The organism is Blastococcus capsensis, from assembly GCF_030165005.1.
GTDB classification, from domain to species: domain Bacteria; phylum Actinomycetota; class Actinomycetes; order Mycobacteriales; family Geodermatophilaceae; genus Blastococcus; species Blastococcus capsensis.
The window spans coordinates 346386-361659 of record NZ_JASNNW010000001.1; the positions used below are offsets into that span (position 1 = coordinate 346386).

A 15274-nucleotide genomic window follows, 5' to 3' on the forward strand; every position below is an offset into this window, starting at 1 on the left:
GGTAGAGGCCGGGAGCGACGGCTCCGGGCAGGAGGCGAGCGTGCCGTCGGCGGATCGTCACGCGATGGACATGCCACCGGGCGGTCGCGATGCGGTAGACCGGTCGGCGACAGCAGCCGGTGCGATCGGTCCCCGCCGTCCGCCGGCCGACCTCGACCGGATGCGTGGGTCGCTGCCCGCGCCGGAGGACCTCATGGCCAGAGTCCCGCGTCTCCTCCTCGCCGTGCTGGTCGCTCTGGCGGCGGTGGTCCTGCACCCCGCCGGCGCCTCTGCCGCGGAGCGGACGGTGACCTACACGGTCTCCACCCGGGGGGCGGTCGTCGGCGACCTCGGCCACTTCGCGGACGTCGCCCGCGAAGCGCTCACCGACCCCCGCGGCTGGAGCCTCGGCGGGACGCTGGGGTTCCAGCAGGTGGCCTCGGGCAGCGACTTCGACCTCGTCCTCGCCTCGCCGTCGGTGATCGCGGCCGCGTCCCCGGGGTGCAGCGCCCAGTGGAGCTGCCGGGTGGGGCGCTCGGTCTTCATCAACGACCAGCGCTGGCGGTTCGGGACGAGCGCCTGGCCGCACGGTCTGGCGCTCTACCAGCGGTACGTGATCCAGCACGAGGTCGGGCACTGGATCGGCATCCCGCACACCGATTGCCCGACCGCAGGCCGGACCGCCTGGGTGATGCAGCAGCAGTCGATCTCGCTGCAGGGCTGCCAGGCCAACGTGTGGCCGGTCATCGCCGAGCGGGAGCTGGCGGGGTCGCGCATGGGCGTCTCGGTCGCCTGGTCGGCGGTCGAGGCGCGGTATCGCGCGCTCGGTCAGGGGAGCGGCCTGCTGGGCGTGCCGGTGACGTGGGAGCACATGGCCCCCGACCAGGTGGGCCGGTACCAGCACTACAGCCGGCCGGGTGGTGCCTCGATCTACTGGACCGCGGCCACGGGGGCGCACGAGGTCTACGGGGCTATCCGGGGGCGGTGGGCGGAGACGGGCTGGGAGCTGGGGCCGCTGGGTTATCCGGTGACCGGTGAGTTGGGTACGCCGGACGGGCAGGGGCGGTTCAACCACTTCTCGCGGCCCGGTGGCGCCTCGATCTACTGGACCGCGGCCACGGGGGCGCACGAGGTCTACGGGGCTATCCGGGGGCGGTGGGCGGAGACGGGCTGGGAGCTGGGGCCGCTGGGTTATCCGGTGACCGGTGAGTTGGGTACGCCGGACGGGCAGGGGCGGTTCAACCACTTCTCGCGGCCCGGTGGCGCCTCGATCTACTGGACCGCGGCCACGGGGGCGCACGAGGTCTACGGCCCGATCCGCACGGCGTGGGCCGAGACGGGCTGGGAGCTGGGGCCGCTGGGCTACCCGACCAGCGGCGTCCAGGCCGTCGAGGGCGGGAGCCGGGTCGAGTTCCAGCAGGGCCACATCACGCTGGACGACGGCACCGGCGAGACCGAGGTCGTGCTGGACTGACTGCGAGGCGGCACGGCACCGTGCCCTCTGGTGGAATCGCCCGGTGACGGAGAACGCCGAAAAAACCCTGCACGCCCGGACGCTGGGTGAGGCCGGCCCGCGCGTCGTCTTCGTGCACGGCCTGTTCGGCCAGGGGAAGAACTGGACGACGATCGCCAAGGGCCTGGCCGACGACCACCGGGTGACGCTGCTCGACCTGCCCAACCACGGCCACTCCCCGTGGACCGAGCGGGTCGACTACGTGGACATGGCGGAGCTGGTCGCCGCGGAGCTGGAGTCCTTCGGGGAACCGGCCACGCTCGTCGGCCACTCGATGGGCGGCAAGGTCGCGATGCAGCTGGCGCTGCGCCGGCCCGAGCTGCTGCGCTCGCTGGTCGTCGTCGACGTCGCCCCGGTCGAGTACCCGCTCCAGGGCGGCCGGACCAGGGACCCCGACGAGGAGGCCTCCCCGTTCGCCGCCTTCATCGCCGCAATGCGGGCGATCGACCTGGGTGCGCTGGAGTCCCGCTCCGACGCCGACGCCGCCCTGCGCGCCGCCGTCCCTAGCCGGATGGTGCGCAGCTTCCTGCTGCAGAGCCTGAGCCGGGAGGAGTCGGGCGACGGCTGGCGGTGGCGGCTGAACCTGGAGCTGCTCGAGCGCGACCTCGGGGAGCTGCGCGGCTTCCCCGACCCTCCGCCGGACGCGGTGTTCGACGGGCCGGTTCTGTGGATCGCCGGGGCGAACTCCCACTACGTGCTCCCCGAGGACCGGCCGCACATGGACGCGCTGTTCCCCTCCACGCGACTGGTGAAGGTCAAGAACGCCGGGCACTGGGTGCACTCCGAGCAGCCCGACGTGTTCCTGGAGACGCTGCGCCGCTTCATCGACGGAGTCGAGGAGAGGTCGCAGGGTCTCGACGGAGTCGAGGAGAGGTCGCAGGGTCTCGACGCGGTGGAGCAGTGACCGTCGTCCGCTCCCTGGTGCTCTTCGCGCTGGCGGCGCTGGCCGAGATCGGGGGTGCCTGGCTGGTGTGGCAGGGCGTCCGCGAGCACCGCGGCTGGGCCTGGATCGGGGCGGGGGTGATCGCGCTCGGCTTGTACGGCTTCGTGGCCACGCTGCAGCCCGACGCGAACTTCGGCCGGATCCTCGCCGCGTACGGCGGCGTCTTCGTGGCCGGGTCGCTGGCCTGGGGCATGGTGGTCGACGGATTCCGGCCCGACCGCTTCGACGTCGCGGGCGCGCTGATCTGCCTCGTCGGCGTCGCGGTGATCATGTACGCCCCGCGCGGCGCGTAGCGAACGGCGGACGACTCCCGCTCGTACGGGGTGCCGCATTGGTTGCGAGACGCATCAGCTCTTATCGTTCCGAGGACCATGACGAAGACGGGGGACGTGCCCCAGCTGACCGCCGAGCAGCGGGCGCGCGTGCTGATCGACCGTCAGCTGCGCACTGCCGGCTGGGCGGTGCAGGACCGGGCCCAGGCCAATCTGAGCCTGCCGGGCGTCGCTGTCCGCGAGGCCGTCATGGCGCAGGGGCACGGACGGGCGGACTACCTGCTCTACATCGACAAGCGTGCGGTCGGGGTCATCGAGGCCAAGCCGGAGGGGACGACGCTGTCCGGCGTCGAGTGGCAGTCGGCGCGCTACGCAAGCGGCCTCCCCCCGGCGGTGCGGCTGCGCGCGCTCACGCTCGACGACCGGTTGCCGTTCGTCTTCGAGGCCTCCGGCTCCGAGGTCCATGTCACGAACGGCTACGACCCGGTGCCGCGGGCCCGGCGGCTGTTCACGTTCCCCCGGCCCGAGACGCTGGCCCGCACGATCCGCGAGGCAGAGACCGACGCGACCGCGGCCACCTGGCGGGCGAAGGTCCGCACGATGCCGCCGCTGATCACCGAGGGGCTGCGGCCGGCACAGATCACGGCCATCGAGGGGGTCGAGCGGTCGCTGGCCGAGCAGCGGTACAGCCGGTCGCTGGTGCAGATGGCGACCGGCGCCGGCAAGACCTACACCGCCGTGACCACCTGCTACCGGCTGCTCAAGCATGGCGGTTTCCGCCGGATCCTCTTCCTGGTCGACCGGAACAACCTCGGCTCGCAGACCCTCGCGGAGTTCCAGAACTACGCCACGCCGGACGACGGGCGGCGGCTGACCGAGATCTACAACGTCAACGCGCTGACCAGCGCTGGGATGCTGGACTCGTCGTCGGTGGTGATCTCGACGATCCAGCGCGTCTACGCGGCGTTGCAGGGACGCACGGTCGAGGACGTCGACGACCCGGGTGTGGACGGCTACGTCCCCGATGCGCCGGTCGACGTCTCGTACAACCCCCAGATGCCGCCGGAGTCGTTCGACCTGGTGGTCGTCGACGAGGCGCACCGGTCGATCTACGGGGTGTGGCGCGGAGTGCTCGAGTACTTCGACGCGCACGTCGTCGGGCTCACCGCGACGCCGGTGAAGCAGACGTTCGGGTTCTTCCAGCAGAACCTGGTCTCGGAGTACACGTACGCGGAATCCGTCGCGGACAACGTGAACGTCGACTTCGACGTCTATCGGATCAAGACGCAGATCTCCGACGCCGGAGCGACGATCGAGGCGGGCACCGTTGTCCCGAAGGTCGACCGCCGGACCCGCGTGCAGCGGTACGAGTCCCTGGACGAGGACGTCGTCTACACGCCCGGTCAGCTGGATCGGGCGGTGACGTCGAAGAACCAGATCCGCCTGGTGCTGGAGACCTTCCGGGACCGGCTGTTCACCGAGATCTTCCCGGGCCGGTCGACCGTGCCGAAGACGCTGATCTTCTGCAAGGACGACAACCACGCCGAGGAAGTCGTGACGACGGTCCGGGAGGTGTTCGGGCAGGGCAACGACTTCGCCGCGAAGATCACCTACAACGCCCAGGACCCGAAGGGGGCGCTCAAGGCGTTCCGGACGTCGCCCACGCTGCGCGTGGCGGTGACCGTGGACATGATCGCGACCGGCACCGACGTCCGGCCGCTGGAGTGCGTGTTCTTCATGCGCGACGTGCGCTCGGCGTCCTACTTCGAGCAGATGAAGGGCCGCGGCTCGCGGACCATCTCATCCACCGACTTCCAGCTGGTGACGCCGGACGCGACGGCGAAGGACCGGTTCGTGCTGGTGGACGCCGTCGGCGTCACCGAGCACCCGCACGTCGATGCCACGCCGCTGGAGCGGAAGAAGTCGGCCTCGCTGAGCCGGCTGCTCGACAAGGCGGGCATGTACGAGCTCGACGAGGACGGGACGGCGACGCTGGCCTCGCGGCTGGCGAAGCTGGAGCTGGACCTGAGCCCGGCGGAGCGCGCAGAGCTCGACGAGGTGGCCGGCGGGTCGATGCGGGCGATCGTGCAGGGCCTGGTGCGGGCCGTCGATCCCGACGAGCAGGCGAAGGCGGTCGCCGCCCGTCCCGGGGACCCGGCTGCTGCCGTGCATGACTTGCTCGACGAGGCGCTGGAGCCGCTGGCCGCGCGGCCGGAGCTGCGGGAGCGGATCAAGGAGCTGCGGCGCCAGCACGATCAGCTGATCGACGACGTCAGCCCGGATGTGCTGCTGGACGCCGGCGGCGTCGTGGACACCGAGAAGGCGCGCTCGGTGGTGACCTCGTGGAAGCAGTACCTGGAGGAGCACCGCAGCGAGATCACCGCGCTGGAGCTGCTGTACTCGCAGCCCGAGGACAAGAGCGTCACGTTCGCGGAGCTGCGGGAGCTGGCGGAGCGGATCAAGCGGCCGCCGCACAACTGGACGCCGGACCTGATCTGGCGGGCGTACGAGGCCATCGAGGTCAGCAAGGTCACCCACGCCGACCGGCACGCGGTGACGGATCTGGTGTCGCTCGTGCGGTTCACTCTCGGGGCCGACGACCGGCTCGAGCCCTTCGCCGCGAAGGTGACCGAGCGGTACCGGGCGTGGCTGACGCAGCAGGAGCAGGCCGGGGCGGCCTTCACCGAGCGCCAGCGTTGGTGGCTGGACCGCATGGCCGACGTGATCGCCGCGTCGGCAGGCATCACGGAGGACGACCTGGACAACGTGCCCTTCACGGAGCAGGGCGGCGTGGACGGCCTGATCCGCGACCTCGGCGACAAGGCCGGCATCTACCTGGCTGAGCTCAATCGCGAGCTAACCGCGTGACACAGACTGCATACCCTTGGCCGGTCCGCCGTCTCCAGGACGTCGCGGCGGTCCGGGCCGGACGCACTCCGAGCAAGCTGGAGGCGTGGCTGGCCGACCGACCACGCGACGACCGTACGGTGCCGTTCTACAAGGTCGGCGACATGAACGCTCATGCGTCGGAGTTGAAGCTGGCGCGCACATATGTTGCGCCCGACGAGTTGGCGACCCTGGGTCTCGAAGAGATTCCGGTGGGCAGCAGCGTGTTCCCCAAGGTGGGTGGAGCAGTACTCACCAACAAGAAGCGATTGGTCACCGCCCCCGGCGCCGTTGACCTCAACACCATGGCGATCGTGCCTGGGGAAGCCCTGGAACCGCGCTTTCTGCGCGCTTGGCTGGAGCGTCTGGACCTGCGGACTCTGGTCGACGGGTCAGTGCTGCCTCAGATACCGAAATCTCGGATCCAGGCGCTGTTGATCCCCGTGCCAGGCGTCAGTGAGCAGCGGCGCATCGTCGACCTGCTGGAGGACCACCTTTCCCGACTCGACGCGGGAACGTCCCTCTTGTCTGCGGCCGAACGTCGCTCCGAGGCCTGGATGCAGGCGGTGGTGCGCGACGTCTACTCCACTCGCGCGCGGACGGAGCGGTGGCCCGTCGTCGCGCTGGAGGACTTGGCGACCACGCCCCGGGCGATCGTGGATGGTCCCTTTGGCTCGAAGCTCGCCAGTCGACACTACGCAGATGACGGCGCCCGGGTCGTGCGGCTCCAGAACATCGGGAACGGGGTCTTTCGACAGGCTGATGCCTTCATCAGCCTGGAGCGCTATGAGGAACTAGCGGGGCATGGCGTCCGGCAGGGAGATGTTGTGGTTGCCTCCCTCGGCGACGACGCGCCGAGAGCCGCTGTCGTGCCAGACTTGGGCGGGCCAGCCATTGTGAAGGCGGACTGCATCCGAGTTCGCCTGGACGACGGCATCCAACCCGAGTGGGTCGTGTGGGCATGCACGTCGCGGGAACTCAAGACCTGGGCGGCCAACCGGATGCACGGCGTCGGGCGTCAGCGGTTGGGCTTGGCCGGAATTCGCAAGCTGCCCATCCCGCTCGGGCCAGCCGAGCTGCGCTCGCGCCTACTGGCCCACGTCGCTGAGCAGGCGTCGGCCGCCGAGCGTCTTCGCGCTGCGATCGAGCGGGAGCGCACCCATGCAGCCGCGATGCGTCGAGCCATCCTGGAGGCAGCGTTCTCCGGCCGGCTGACGGGGCGCAACGCGGACACCGAGATCGTCGAGGAGCTGGTAGCCGCCGGGGCGTGAATCCGCGTCAGGCGAGTCCGACCGCCGTGGGAGCATCGTCCCCGATTAATCGCAGGAGGTGAGTGCCGTGAAGCCCAACGATCTGGAGTTGAAGCTGTCCGGCCTGCCGACCCCCGACGGGGAGATCGCCCTCGCCGACCTGGTGGCTATCACCAGTCCCCTGCAGGAGCTGGCCCTGAGAGTCGGGCGCCTCGCCGCCGACGAGGAGCGCCCCGGACGGAGCCATGCCGCCGTTGAGAACGTGGCGCGGCTGAGGCTCACCGGGGTGGTAGAAGGAAGCACCCGACTGTTGATTGCTTACGGGCAGCCCGACGTCCTCCCCATCGACGATGGTTTGGAGCAGCGCACGGCCGACCTCTTCTGGGACGTCGTCTATGCGCTTGGCTCGGACCGGAAACCCGACTGGACGACCCCGTTGATCGACGAAAGTGCTGTCCGGTTGCTCGATGGCCTGAGCCGGGCCGACGAGGTCGCGCTCGCGCGTGGTGCCGAACAACCGATGACATTCCGGCCGGCGTCGGTCGACCGGGCGCCGTGGACACGCAGCAGGCGCGTGGCGGATGAAGAGGCCACGATGGTCGGGCTGCTGGAGGCCGTCGACCTCGCGTCAGGGCGGTTCAGGCTGCGGGACGACGTCGGCAACCGGGTCCCGCTGCAGAGGGTCGTCGATCCGCACGGCGCGGCCAAGCTCGTCGACCAGAAGGTGTCCGCCACGGGTCACCCGATCCGCAGCGCGATGGGCGAGTTCCGTGGCCTCGACTCCGCGGCGCTCGAGCCGTTCGTCCTGCCGCAGGAGTGGACCGCTGATGCACGGACGGATTGGCACGCGATTCTCTCCCGTCCGGGCCCCGATCCCGACGGCGGCGATCTCACGGACGACGAGTTCGCAGCGTTCATGGCTGCACTCGAGGGCTGAGCGATCAGCGTTCCTGCCGCGAGTGGCGTCGTCCTGGACACCGACGTCTGGAGCCCGCTGTTCATGCCCGGAAGGAAGGCTCATCCCTCCGTCGCGCGCTGGAGAACGCTCCTGACCGGACGAACCATCGTGATCTCGGAGCAGACCCGAGCCGAGGTCATTGGTGGTCTGCTCGACGCGGGAATGGGCCCGGCTCGGGCTCGGGCCGCCATCGACCAGCTGAACCGCACGGCCACGGTGCCAGTCGATGACGCACTCGCCGACACGTGTGCTCAGGTGTACGCCAACTGCAAGCGCATCGGACACCCGCTGCACGCCAAGGACCACACTGGCGACCGGTGGATTGCCGCAACGGCGATCCACACTGGTCTGCCGTTGCTCTCGAACGACGGGATCTTTCGGGATGTCCCAGGCCTTGTTCTTCTGGAGCAGGCTCAGGTCGCTGATGAAGACAACGGCGGCTGACGCCGCCCTGGTCAGGGACCGGCGCGGCTGAGGATCTCGGTGCCGTCCGGCCGGTAGGTGTGCCAGCGGCCGGTGCCGGGATCCCGCCGGATCGTGAACCCGCCTTCGTGACAGCACGTATGGTGTCGTTCGCAGAGCAGCGCCCCGTTGTCGCAGCTCGTCGGCCCGCCGTGGGCCCAGTGCACGACGTGGTGGTAGTCGCACCACTCCGGCGGGGCGTCGCAGCCGGCGAAGATGCAGTGGCCGTCACGGATCTCGAGGGCTCGCCTGATCGCCACACTCGACGAGCGCTGGGCACGACCGACGTCCAGTGGGAGTCCGTCGGGGCCGGTGATGATCCGGACGACGCTCGCGTCGCAGGCCAGCCGGCGCGCCGTCTCGGGGTTGATCGGACCGGCCCAGCCGAGCGAACCGCCGGCGATTCCCGGAGCGCCGCGCTCGGCGCACAGCGCCATCCAGTCGATGGTCACGCGCACGTGCGGGCGTTCGCCGCGGACGTCGGGCAGCGAGCCGCCGTCCAGAGCACCCCGCGCGAGCGCGACCAGCGCGTCGGCCTGCCGCTCCGCGTGGCTGCGGCGGTCACCGGCCGGCCGGTCACCGTTCATCAGCGCGGCGAGCGCGCTGTGCAGGTACTCGCCCCCGGCCGCATCCAGGTCGCCGCGCAGGTGAACGCGCCCGTCGAGGCCCGACGCCATGGTGAAGCGACGGCGGGTGTCAGCAGCGTCGTCCAACGTCCCGTCGGGGTCCACCCCGGCGACCCACTGAGCCACCCCGCGGGCCGTCTCGTTCGGCGCCGTGGCCCGTGCGAGGTCGGCCAGGATGCCGTCGGTCTCGCCGAGGTCGATCCCGGCCTCCGCCGCCTTGGCGATCCGGCCGGGCGTCATGGCCCGCGTGATGACCCGGGCGTGCGCCGCGCTGATCTCACCGGCGGCGAAGGCCGCGGCCGTCTCGGGCAGCTGCTCGAGCCGCCGCCCCGTCGATACCGTCGCCGTCGCCTGGTCGGGAGCCATCCGGCAGCTGCCGCGCAGCCAAGCCTTCATCGATGCCGCGCCGTCGCGGCGGTACGCCTCCCGGCGGTCGGCCGCGCGGACCGCCGAGGTGAGCGCGGCAGCCATCCGGTTGCTCGCGGTGACCAGGCTGCCGACGAGGTCGAGCAGGCCGTCCTCGGAGAGCTCGGAGAGGTCGACGGCGGCCAGCTCGTCGAGGGCGGACAGCAGCTCGGACACCGCGCCCCTCCTCCCTGCCGAGACCTCGTCGACGAACCCCAGACTAGGTGGGGGGTACGACAGAAAAGTCCTGCTCATCAGGCATATCGGTGACGATCTCGGGTGCCCCTGGGCCAGCCGGGTGAGACGACATGGCAGCGGCCGCGGCCGCCGCGACGGCCGGATCGCGACGGGCACATGCGAACATCGACCAGCGGCGCCAGCCAGGCCCCCGCAGACCACGAGGAGACGCGTGACCGAGGCTCGCCGGCTGGTCGACAAGCTGTGGAGCTACTGCAACGTCCTCCGCGACGACGGCGTCTCGACGATCGAGTACACCGAGCAGCTCACCTACCTGCTCTTCCTCAAGATGGCGCACGAGCGCGAGACCCGGCCGCTGAAGCCGGAGCGCATCGTCCCCGCCCACTGCTCCTGGCAGCGCCTGCTCGACGCCGACGGCGACGACCTGGAGATCACGTACCGGCACATGCTGGAGGACCTCGCCCGGCAGCCCGGCGTGCTCGGGGTCGTCTTCCGCAAGGCGCAGAACCGAATCCAGGACCCCGCCAAGCTCAAGCGCCTGGTCGTCGACCTGATCGACAAGGAGAACTGGTCGGCGTCGGGCACCGACATCAAGGGCGACGCCTACGAATCGCTGCTGGCCAAGGGCGCCGAGGACATCAAGTCCGGCGCCGGCCAGTACTTCACGCCGCGGCCGCTGATCCAGGCCATGGTCGACTGCCTGCAGCCCACGGCGTCCGACACCGTCATCGACCCGGCCGCCGGCACCGGCGGCTTCCTCCTCGCCGCGCACGAGTACGCGGCCCAGCACGCCGGGGACATGACGCCGGAGGAGCGGGACCACCTGCGGGACGCGTTCGTGCACGGCATCGAACTCGTTGACGGCACGGCCCGGCTGGCCGCGATGAACCTGATTCTGCACGGCATCGGCAAGCCGAACGGGCAGAGCCTCATCGAGGTGAAGGACGCCTTGCTCGCCGACCCCGGACAGCGCTGGTCCGTCGTCCTGTCCAACCCGCCGTTCGGGCGGAAGTCCTCGATCACCATGGTCGGCGCGGACGGGCGCGAGGCCCGCGAGGACCGCGAGATCGAGCGCGCCGACTTCATCGTCACGACGGCGAACAAGCAGCTCAACTTCCTGCAGCACATCGCCACGATCATGAAGATGAACGGCCGGGCCGCCGTGGTCCTGCCCGACAACGTGCTGTTCGAGGGCGGCGCGGGCGAGGCGATCCGCAAGAAGCTGCTCCGCGACTACGACGTCCACACGTTGCTGCGCCTGCCGACCGGGATCTTCTACGCGCAGGGCGTCAAGGCCAACGTCCTCTTCTTCGACAAGCGCCCGGCCGCCGATCACGCCTGGACCGAGCGGCTGTGGGTCTACGACCTGCGGGTCAACCAGCACTTCACGCTGAAGCAGAACCCGCTCCGGCGCAGCCACCTGGAAGAGTTCGTCAAGTCCTACCGGCCGGGGCGGCCGCGCTCCGAACGGGTCGAGAGCGAGCGATTCCGCTCCTTCTCCTACGACGAGCTCATCGCCCGCGACAAGGCGAACCTCGACATCACCTGGCTCAAGGACGCCTCGCTGGAGGATCTCGACGACCTGCCGGCTCCCGAGGTGATCGCGCGGGAGATCGTCGACGACCTCACCGCAGCACTCGCCGAGTTCGAGGCGGTGGCGCTCGCGCTGGAGGAGGCCGGGGGTTCGGGCATGCTGGGCTCCCTGGAGCCCTGACCGTCCCGCTGCCATCCTGGCCGCATGCGGAGGGACGGCGCGGAGGGGCCCGCCCGCCCCGCTGACCCCGGCGCCCGTCCGCGCCGAGCTTTATGGCGATAAAGCTCCGGCCTGGACGCCGGGAGGTGCAGATCTCGCGCGGATGCCGCCAGGGCGTCAAGATCAACGGCATGAGCGACGCCCGCGCCGGACAGCCCGCCCAGCCCTCCGACCTCATCGACGTCGCCGCGCTGGTCACCGCGTACTACACCCGAGAGCCGGATCCGGCCGACCCGGCGCAGCAGGTCGCGTTCGGCACCAGCGGGCACCGTGGCTCGTCGTTCGACTCCGCCTTCAACGAGGCGCACATCCTGGCCACCACGCAGGCCATCTGCGAGTACCGGGCGGCGCAGGGGGTCGACGGGCCGCTGTTCCTGGGCCGCGACACCCACGCGCTCTCCGAGCCCGCGTGGTCCAGCGCCCTGGAGGTGCTGGCCGCCAACGACGTCCTCGTGCTCGTCGACGCCGCCGACCGCTACACCCCGACGCCGGCGGTCAGCCACGCGATCCTGCGGGCGAACGCCGGCCGCACCTCAGGCCTGGCCGACGGCATCGTCGTCACCCCGTCGCACAACCCGCCCCGGGACGGCGGCTTCAAGTACAACCCGCCCAGCGGGGGCCCGGCTGACACCGATGCCACCGGCTGGATCGCCGACCGGGCCAACGAACTGCTGCGCGCGGGGCTCAGCGGCGTCCGGCGGGTGCCGCTCGACCAGGCCCGCTCGGGTGCGGAGACCTACGACTTCCTCGGCAGCTACGTCGACGACCTGCCCGAGGTGGTCGATCTCGAGGCGATCCGGCGGGCGGGCGTGCGGATCGGCGCCGATCCGCTCGGTGGGGCCAGCGTCGACTACTGGGCGGCCATCGCCGAGCGCCACGGCCTCGACCTGACCGTGGTGAACCCGCTGGTCGACCCCACCTGGCGGTTCATGACGCTGGACTGGGACGGCAAGATCCGGATGGACTGCTCCTCGCCGTCGGCGATGGCCTCGCTGGTCGACCGGCGGGCGGAGTTCCAGATCGCCACCGGCAACGATGCCGACGCCGACCGGCACGGCATCGTGACCCCCGACGGCGGGCTGATGAACCCCAACCACTTCCTGGCCGTCGCCATCGCCTACCTGCTCAGCCACCGTCCGGGCTGGGCCAAGGACACCGCCGTCGGCAAGACGCTGGTGTCCAGCTCGCTCATCGACCGCGTGGTGGCCGACATGGGGCGCCGGCTGATCGAGGTGCCGGTCGGCTTCAAGTGGTTCGTGCCCGGTCTGCTCGACGGGTCGGTCGGGTTCGGCGGTGAGGAGTCGGCCGGGGCTTCTTTCCTGCGTCGCGACGGCAGCGTCTGGACGACGGACAAGGACGGCATCCTGCTGGCCCTGCTGGCGAGCGAGATCCAGGCGGTGACGGGCCGGTCCCCCTCGAAGCTGCACGATCAGCTCACCCAGCACTTCGGGAAGTCGGCCTACGCACGGATCGACGCGCCGGCCACCCGCGAGCAGAAGGCGGCGCTGGCCAAGCTCTCCCCGGAGGACGTGACCGCCACGGAGCTGGCCGGCGAGCCGATCGTGGCCAAGCTGACGCGGGCACCGGGCAACGACGCCCCGATCGGCGGCCTCAAGGTGGTCACGGAGAACGCCTGGTTCGCCGCCCGGCCCTCCGGCACCGAGGACGTGTACAAGATCTACGCCGAGTCGTTCTCCGGCCCCGAGCACCTCGTCCAGGTGCAGCAGGAGGCGCAGGCCGTGGTCAGCGCCGCCCTGGGCGGCTGAGGTGGCCGCCGGGGACCTGGACCGGGTCGCGCCGCTGCGCGAGCTGGTCGGTCGGGTCACCGTCTCCGGGGACCCCGTGCCGCAGCGTGACGCCATGGGGCTCGTCACCGAGGTCGTGCGGGAGGGGGCACCGCACCTGGAGGCCACCACGGGCCCGGACCGCCGCCACCCGTGGACGCTGCTGAAGACGCCGACCGATCCTGCCCGTCCCCATCTCCTGCTGGCCTGTCACGTCGATACCGTCCCGGCGGCGGATCCCGGCAGCTGGCAGCGCGATCCCTTCGGGGCCGACCTCGACGAGGGCCGGATCTGGGGCCGCGGGACCAGCGACATGAAGGCCGGTGTCGTGGCGGCTGCCGCGGCCCTGGCCGCAGCGGACCCCGAGACGCCACTGGCACTCCTGTTGACCAGCGATGAGGAGACCGGCTCGCAGGGGGCGGCGGCCGCGGCGGCTGCTCTCGCCGGGCATCGCATCGGCGCGGTGGTGGTCCCCGAGGCGACCGGCAATCAGGTGCTTCTCGGCCACCGAGGAGCACTCTGGCTGGCGGTCCGGACCGTCGGGCAGGCAGCGCACGGCAGCACTCCCGAGCGCGGCCACAACGCCGTCCTCGACCTGGTGGCATTGCTCGGGCGCGTCCGGAGGGAGCTGCCGCTGCGCACGGATCCGTTCCTGGGCGGCGAGACGTGGAATCCCGGGGTCGTGGCCGGCGGAACCGTCCCGAACATCGTCCCCGACCGCGCGGAGGTTCTGGTGGACATGCGCACCGTGGGCGACGGGCGGCAATTGCTGGCGTGGTGGCGCGACCAGCCGGAGGTCGCCGATGTCGAGGTGCACGTCGACCTGCCTCCGGTTCGCACCGCTGCCGACGACCCCTGGGTGTCCAGCCTGCCTGCGCCGGTGCTGGCGGATCCGGCCACCTACTTCACCGACGCATCCGTGCTCGCACCGGCGGTTTCCGGCGCGCCGATCGTGGTGTGGGGCCCTGGCACGCCAGCGGTCATGCACGCCCGCGACGAGTACGTCGAGCTGGCCGAGCTGCACCGGGCGGCCGCGCTGTTCTCCGAGGTGGCCCGCCGCTGGCCCGGCTGAACTGCGCCGGCCGTGTGGCCCGGCCGTCAGTCGCCGCGGTCGGTGCTGGCGCGGACTACCAGCGATGGCGCCAGCGCGATCCGCTCGGGCGGGCCCGCACCCGGGCCGAGGGCTCGCTGCAGCAGCCGGACGGCTTCGGCGGCGATCTGCTCCTGGGGCTGGTGCACCGTGGTCAGCGGTGGTGCGGACAGGGCCGAGAAGGGGATGTCGTCGAACCCGGTCACCAGGACGTCGTCGGGGACGCCGATCCCGCCCGCCGCGCAGCCTTCCAGGACGCCGAGCGCGATCAGGTCGTCGGCGCAGATGATGGCATCCGGCAGCGGCCCGTCAGCGAGGAGCTGGGCGGCGGCCTCCCGGCCCCACGCGATCGAGTAGTCACCCAGCAGGATCTGTCGTTCGTCGACGGCGATGCCCAGGCGTGTCGTGTGCCGCCGGAGCCCCGACAGGCGCAGTTCGGTCGAGGAGTTGGTGAGCCGGGAACTGACGAAGGCCGCCGTCCGGACGCCCCGCTGGGCCAGGTGGTCCGCAATCAGGCCGAGCGCCGCGTGGTCGTCCACTCCGACCCAGTGGCTGTCCACGCCGGTCACGTACCGGTCGACCTGCACGAGAGGTAGCTGGTCGGCGGCCCAGGCCACCGCCGCAGTGCTCTCCGTGCCGTGGACGGGGCTGATGACGATGCCGTCGACCTGTCGGGCGACCAGGGTGCGCAGCCGCTGCGCCTCCAGCCCTGGGTCCGAGCGGGAGGAGCACAGGAACAGCTGCTGGCCAGCCTGCTGCAGGGCGTGCTCGGCACTTTCCACCAGAGAGGTGAAGAACGGGTTGGCGATGCTCGGGACCACCATGCCGACGGTGTCCGTACGGCTGCGGCGGAGCGCGCTGGCTATGCCGTTCCCCGCGTAGCCGAGCTCCTCCGCGGACCGGCGCACCTGCTCGACGACCTCCGCCGACACGGGACGGGCGCCGGACAGGGCCCGGGAGACCGTCGCCGTGGAGACACGGGCGTGTCGTGCGACGTCGCGGATGGTGACGCGGGACACGAGCCTCCTCCGGCCGGCTGGAGTACTGCGCCCCTGGCCGGGCGTGCAGTCGCAACCGGAATGTAATCGATTGCTCTTGACGTGTCCCGCGCCACACGCGCTAGGTTCACTCACCTCGGTAATCGATTACATGGAG

General features: G+C 71.1%; 12 protein-coding genes. 10 read left to right on the forward strand and 2 right to left on the reverse strand.

What is annotated here, in order from left to right; genetic code table 11:
* Positions 1-193 precede the first annotated feature (193 nt).
* The 7 genes from QOZ86_RS01615 to QOZ86_RS01645 all read left to right on the forward strand — a co-directional run bounded on the left by QOZ86_RS01615 (position 194) and on the right by QOZ86_RS01645 (position 8245).
* Complete coding sequence (locus QOZ86_RS01615; RefSeq protein WP_284490192.1) at positions 194-1453, forward strand: DUF3152 domain-containing protein; 1260 nt, start codon at positions 194-196, stop codon at positions 1451-1453.
* 43 nt (positions 1454-1496) lie between these two features.
* Positions 1497-2396: an alpha/beta fold hydrolase gene (locus tag QOZ86_RS01620; RefSeq protein WP_284490193.1), complete on the forward strand. Its 900-nt coding sequence runs from the start codon at positions 1497-1499 to the stop codon at positions 2394-2396.
* The gene (locus QOZ86_RS01625) at positions 2393-2728 is read left to right on the forward strand and encodes a YnfA family protein (protein WP_284490194.1); all 336 of its coding nucleotides are present in this window, start codon (positions 2393-2395) and stop codon (positions 2726-2728) included. The genes QOZ86_RS01620 and QOZ86_RS01625 overlap by 4 nt, the downstream gene beginning before the upstream one ends.
* A 78-nt stretch (positions 2729-2806) precedes the next feature.
* Positions 2807-5575, forward strand: coding sequence for a type I restriction endonuclease subunit R (locus tag QOZ86_RS01630; protein ID WP_284490195.1), 2769 nt, complete (start codon positions 2807-2809; stop codon positions 5573-5575).
* On the forward strand, positions 5572-6864 hold the full coding sequence (locus QOZ86_RS01635; protein ID WP_284490196.1) for a restriction endonuclease subunit S: 1293 nt from the start codon (positions 5572-5574) through the stop codon (positions 6862-6864). Before QOZ86_RS01630 ends, QOZ86_RS01635 begins: the two co-directional genes overlap by 4 nt.
* A 67-nt stretch (positions 6865-6931) precedes the next feature.
* On the forward strand, positions 6932-7780 hold the full coding sequence (locus QOZ86_RS01640; protein ID WP_284490197.1) for a hypothetical protein: 849 nt from the start codon (positions 6932-6934) through the stop codon (positions 7778-7780).
* A gap of 33 nt (positions 7781-7813) precedes the next feature.
* Entirely contained in the window at positions 7814-8245 is a 432-nt protein-coding gene (locus QOZ86_RS01645) for a PIN domain-containing protein (RefSeq protein ID WP_284490340.1), read from the forward strand.
* Positions 8246-8256: 11 nt separating this feature from the next.
* Here QOZ86_RS01645 and QOZ86_RS01650 read toward each other — a convergent pair whose 3' ends face one another.
* Positions 8257-9471 (reverse strand): HNH endonuclease signature motif containing protein, encoded by a 1215-nt coding sequence (locus tag QOZ86_RS01650; RefSeq protein WP_284490198.1) that lies wholly within the window; start codon positions 9469-9471, stop codon positions 8257-8259.
* A 232-nt stretch (positions 9472-9703) separates the two neighbouring features.
* Between QOZ86_RS01650 and QOZ86_RS01655 the strand changes: the two genes are divergently transcribed.
* The 3 genes from QOZ86_RS01655 (at position 9704) to QOZ86_RS01665 (ending at position 14101) form a co-directional block, all read left to right on the forward strand.
* Positions 9704-11206 (forward strand): class I SAM-dependent DNA methyltransferase, encoded by a 1503-nt coding sequence (locus tag QOZ86_RS01655; RefSeq protein WP_284490199.1) that lies wholly within the window; start codon positions 9704-9706, stop codon positions 11204-11206.
* Between the two features lie 170 nt (positions 11207-11376).
* The gene (gene pgm, locus QOZ86_RS01660) at positions 11377-13011 is read left to right on the forward strand and encodes a phosphoglucomutase (alpha-D-glucose-1,6-bisphosphate-dependent) (protein WP_284490200.1); all 1635 of its coding nucleotides are present in this window, start codon (positions 11377-11379) and stop codon (positions 13009-13011) included.
* 1 nt (position 13012) lies between these two features.
* Positions 13013-14101, forward strand: coding sequence for a M20 family metallopeptidase (locus QOZ86_RS01665; RefSeq protein ID WP_284490201.1), 1089 nt, complete (start codon positions 13013-13015; stop codon positions 14099-14101).
* 26 nt (positions 14102-14127) lie between these two features.
* Here the strand turns inward: QOZ86_RS01665 and QOZ86_RS01670 are convergent, their stop codons facing one another.
* Entirely contained in the window at positions 14128-15138 is a 1011-nt protein-coding gene (locus tag QOZ86_RS01670; protein WP_284490202.1) for a LacI family DNA-binding transcriptional regulator, read from the reverse strand.
* Positions 15139-15274 lie beyond the last annotated feature (136 nt).

Bases quoted from the DNA above. Each gene is read 5' to 3' on its own strand.
- pgm (WP_284490200.1), top strand. From the start codon at position 11,377: ATGAGCGACGCCCGCGCCGGACAGCCCGCCCAGCCCTCCGACCTCATC.
- QOZ86_RS01630 (WP_284490195.1), top strand. From the start codon at position 2,807: ATGACGAAGACGGGGGACGTGCCCCAGCTGACCGCCGAGCAGCGGGCG.
- QOZ86_RS01615 (WP_284490192.1), top strand. From the start codon at position 194: ATGGCCAGAGTCCCGCGTCTCCTCCTCGCCGTGCTGGTCGCTCTGGCG.